This is a genomic window from Kamptonema animale CS-326 (assembly GCF_028330895.1).
GTDB classification, from domain to species: domain Bacteria; phylum Cyanobacteriota; class Cyanobacteriia; order Cyanobacteriales; family Microcoleaceae; genus Kamptonema; species Kamptonema formosum.
The window spans coordinates 1-4,297 of record NZ_JAQMUA010000222.1 but is presented as its reverse complement, the minus strand read 5'-3'; the positions used below and the strand labels follow the sequence as shown (position 1 = coordinate 4,297).

General features: G+C 38.7%; 4 protein-coding genes. All 4 read left to right on the top strand.

Annotated elements, in window-relative coordinates; translation table 11 throughout:
• The first annotated feature begins 497 nt into the window (after positions 1–497).
• Entirely contained in the window at positions 498–1,061 is a 564-nt protein-coding gene (fraC, locus tag PN499_RS12810; RefSeq protein WP_272032319.1) for a filament integrity protein FraC, read from the top strand.
• A gap of 61 nt (positions 1,062–1,122) precedes the next feature.
• The gene (locus tag PN499_RS12805; protein ID WP_272032317.1) at positions 1,123–2,076 is read left to right on the top strand and encodes a DUF5357 family protein; all 954 of its coding nucleotides are present in this window, start codon (positions 1,123–1,125) and stop codon (positions 2,074–2,076) included.
• Positions 2,073–2,846 carry an ABC transporter permease gene (locus PN499_RS12800; protein WP_272032316.1) on the top strand — a complete coding sequence of 258 codons (774 nt, stop codon included), beginning with the start codon at positions 2,073–2,075 and terminating at the stop codon, positions 2,844–2,846. The genes PN499_RS12805 and PN499_RS12800 overlap by 4 nt, the downstream gene beginning before the upstream one ends.
• A gap of 151 nt (positions 2,847–2,997) precedes the next feature.
• Positions 2,998–3,813: an ATP-dependent sacrificial sulfur transferase LarE gene (gene larE, locus PN499_RS12795; protein ID WP_272032315.1), complete on the top strand. Its 816-nt coding sequence runs from the start codon at positions 2,998–3,000 to the stop codon at positions 3,811–3,813.
• Positions 3,814–4,297 lie beyond the last annotated feature (484 nt).

Here is a 4,297-nt window from a genome sequence, read left to right as displayed (position 1 = left end):
CGCCAACTGCTAAACCTAGAAGGCAACCGCGATAGTTTTCTATTTGCTGCATATACTTTTTTTGTTCTTTTCTTGGGGTAGTGAAAACCCCGCCTGAAACCCAGAGATAGTAAAGATTTTGCCCACTTACGCTAAAAAAAGATTGGAAATTAAATGCTGAAGTATATTTTGGCTACAGTATCTATATACCCGGATTTACTACTATTGTCAAGGTCGGGGACTGGGAAAATTTTAGATGCTATCTCAACCATTTTATCTTTTTTGTTTAGCTGCGCCTATTTTTAGCTACAGCAAATAAAGCCATACATTTGCTTATTATAGCTCCTTACCTACTCCCAGAAAAATTTTCACTAATTTCTATCCTTTCAATAATCTGTAGAGCTTGTTTGCACTGTCCTGGTTTGGTACGTGCAGTAGCTATTTTAACTAAAGATGGCAGCGATCGAGAACACTAAAACCTTTCTCTACTTAAACTTTATTCATGTACTATATAGATTATGGCAGCGCCATCTCCCAGTCAAACTTCTTCCTTCTTCCTCATCATGTTTCCCACTGTTTTACCATTGCGTGCTTTTTTATCTCAAATTTTAATTTTGTGGTTAGCAATCGCAATAGAATCGTGGTTCTTTCAAAAGTCCCTAATGCTCAGTCCCAAAACTAGCGTAGAATATACAGCAGTAATTAATTTATTCTCGACCTGCATAGGTTGGTTAACTTTTTTTATTTGGGAAAGCTTTCTATCAAAAGACGAAGTAGAACTACTTATGGGTTATATCCTTTTAGGTCAGTGGCATCCTGTTTCTGTGGTATTAATTTTGGCAGCATTTCTAATTTATACTATATCTTTTTTAGGAAAATGGAAGGGATTAGAAATATTAAGACTTCTTTTACTACAAACAAATCAAAATACCTCTACAATTCCCGTGCCAATAGGTAGTCGTAATCTTGTTCGCAATCAGAAAAAATCTGCTCAAGGATTCACTCAATTTGGTGTACTTTTAATAGCACACACTTGCAGTCATTGTGTCATTTTGCTAGTATTATATCTAGAAAGCAAATGAAGGCAATTAACTGTTAACAGTTAAATCAAGTAGTTTTAATACTTCCCTGAGTATTAGTGACATGAGAAATCTTATTAAAGCCAATGTAATTTTACAAAGGATTTTGCTTCCGCCTCAAGTTTTACATTGGAAAACACCTCTATTAATCAGCCTGTTTTTCTTCTTGTTTTCAGCCTTAGAAATTAAGAATAAAGCACTCAAGGATACTCTAGCTGATTGTAGCTGGCTATTTTTGACAATTGGGATTGGTTGGCGGACAAGTCAGGAGCCATTTATCATCTCTGGAATTAGTCTTAGCCCTTGGATTACAGGAGCATTAATTAGCTGGTTTTTATCAGTGAATTTGACTCCCGATCGCCAATCTTTAGCTGTTGTCTTTTGGCCCTTGATTTCAATATGTCTTGCTGTTATAATTAAATTTATTGATTCAGGGGCAAAATTGCAGCCTCCTCCCCCCTTAATTCGCCCAATATTTTTAGTAATAATTCTGACTAATACTCTTCTAACTTGTTTTCTCGCCTTTCATTTTATAATTCAAGACTGGCTACAACAATATCCGAGCGTGCTAGCCGAGGATTTCACTAAGAGCGGTTTCGTGGTCAATTTCAAGCCGCCATCCCTCAATAATTCTAGAGGTATGACTATGCTTAAAGTAATGGAAAATCAACTGAGACTTAAAACTCGAAAAAGATCGTGGCAAAAAGTAGAAGAATGGCTAATTGCCGTGAGTAGGAAACAAGTTTCTCTGCGAAATCAGATGTTTAAAAATATCTCTCCTCTTGCAGAAAACTCGAAGTGGGATATAGAAACTTATGTAATCCAAGGGCAATCTCTTTATAAAATAGAATTTTTGGCTAGATGGCGTGGGCCTAGTACCAAACCAGGAGGATATACCCTGAGCAAAGATTGTGAGGTAGCGAAGGTATCAAATAGAGCAACTGTTAATTGCGATCCAATTAAGATATATAATCCTACTAGGAAAATAGACAGAATTAAAGGAGTAAACAAAGTATGAATGTGAGTAGAATCTTCACTATTGCCCTTAATGTTTTTTGGGAAGTGATTCGCGATCGTGTTCTTTACCTAATTGTTTTTTTTGCTGTGTTAATGGGGGCTGCCGTGAGGTTTATCCCAGAACTAGCAGCGACAGCAGACCGAAAAATCATCTTAGATATTGGCATGGCTGCTATTGGAGTTTTGGGCTTAGTTGTGACAGTTTTTGTCTCTACTGGGCTTGTTAATAAAGAAATCGAAAAACGGACGGTTTATGTCTTAGTCGCTAAACCGATTTCGCGCTCAGAATTGATAGTTGGTAAGCATATAGGATTATCGATTGTGCTGGCTGTGCTGGTAGCGGGGATGACTCTTATTTATATAACTATCCTAAGTTTAAGTCAAATTGCTTACCCACTAGGAAGCATTTTAATTGCCACCTTATTTGTCTGGATAGAGTTGTCTCTGCTAACAGCAGTAGGGATTCTCTTTGGTGTATTTACCAGTTCGCTACTGGCAACTTTGCTGACGTTCGGAGTTTATTTGATGGGTCACTCAACCCGCGATTTAGTGGCGCTAGGCAAGTTAACCAAAAATCCTACTATTGAGCAATTAATGATGGGGCTGTATCTGGTTTTACCCGACTTAGCACGGCTAAATCTAAGAAATGATGCTGTTTACGGTCAAATACCGCATATAGTTGCTTTAATCACTAATGCTGGCTATGGTTTGCTGTACATAGTGCTGCTGTTGTCAATTGCGATCGCAGTCTTCTTGCGGCGGGAATTTTAAGATATAATGGAAAGAAATTAATCTGAACATTGCTGACAAAAACAGCTTGTAAATTGCCCTTTTTGGTGGTATAATAGCCCCTAGAGGGCAAAGTCAGGTTATTGATGAGTAAGTCAGAAAGAAGAAAAAATAATTTCATTATTTTTGAATTATGCTAATAGAAAAACTAGAGCAACTACAAACCCTATTTAGACAGATGGATCGGGCTTTAATTGCCTACTCAGGTGGAATTGATAGTACCTTAGTCGCAAAAATTGCTTTTGATGTGCTCGGCAATTGCGCCTTAGCAGTTACAGCAGTTTCCCCCTCTTTATTACCAGAAGATTTAGAAGATGCCCGCATTCAAGCCTTATCAATTGGAATTGCCCATGAGGAAGTGCAAACTCAAGAAATGGCTAATCCTAATTACACTTCTAACCCAGTTAATCGGTGTTATTTCTGCAAAAGCGAATTGCACGATACCCTCAAACCTCTAGCAATTGAACGAGGTTATTCTTATGTAGTAGATGGCGTTAATGCTGATGATTTAAAAGATTATCGTCCGGGAATTCAAGCTGCAAAGGAAAGAGGGGCGAGATCGCCTTTAGCAGAAGTAGGTGTTACTAAATTAGAAGTAAGGCAATTGGCAAAGGAATTGGGTTTACCTTGGTGGGATAAACCCGCACAACCTTGTCTGAGTTCCCGCTTTCCTTATGGTGAAGAAATTACGGTTTGGAAGTTACAAAGAGTAGGACGTGCTGAGAGGTATTTGCGGCAGTTGGGATTAAAGAATCTGAGGGTAAGATCTGAGGGAGATACGGCGCGGATTGAGTTACCAGCGGAGGAAATTAAGGAGTTTGTATTGGGTGCGGATTTGCCGGGAATTGTCGCAATGTTTCAGGAGTTTGGTTTTGTTTATGTGACTCTAGATTTGGAGGGCTATCGCAGTGGAAAATTGAATCAACTACTGTTAACTGTTAATGGTTAGTGGTTAGTTGTTAGTGGTTAGTTGGTAGTGGTTGGTGGTGGGTTAGTAGTTGTCATTGCGAACGCAGTGAAGCAATCCCCAATCCTTGCTAAAGCGTTAAAGTCTGTGATGCCTGCTTTAGCACTATCGAAGTAAGCTATTACGCATCTAAATCGAATACAAAGACAGGCAGGATGCCCATCCCACAAGAAGCTTATAAAAACTGACTATCAAATTAGATGGGTAGCAGCTTAATCTTAATCTATTGCGATTGCTTCGCTACGCTCGCAATGACACCTACCAACTAACAACTAACAACTACCAACTAACAACTAACAACTAACCACTCACCACTCACCACTAACTAGGGCTTGCTGAATAAGTTAGAAAAAATCGCGATCGCGTAGCCAGCCGCAGCCATCGCACTTGATGGGCAATTCAAGCTCGGTCAAACATAACTTTTTGTTGACTATAACTTGCCCAAGTATAGCTTTTAATAATCATT

What these genes read in the sequence shown, in the direction of transcription:
- PN499_RS12800 (WP_272032316.1), top strand. Translation starts at nt 2,073, where the DNA reads ATGAATGTGAGTAGAATCTTCACTATTGCCCTTAATGTTTTTTGGGAA.
- fraC (WP_272032319.1), top strand. Translation starts at nt 498, where the DNA reads ATGGCAGCGCCATCTCCCAGTCAAACTTCTTCCTTCTTCCTCATCATG.
- larE (WP_272032315.1), top strand. Translation starts at nt 2,998, where the DNA reads ATGCTAATAGAAAAACTAGAGCAACTACAAACCCTATTTAGACAGATG.
- PN499_RS12805 (WP_272032317.1), top strand. Translation starts at nt 1,123, where the DNA reads ATGAGAAATCTTATTAAAGCCAATGTAATTTTACAAAGGATTTTGCTT.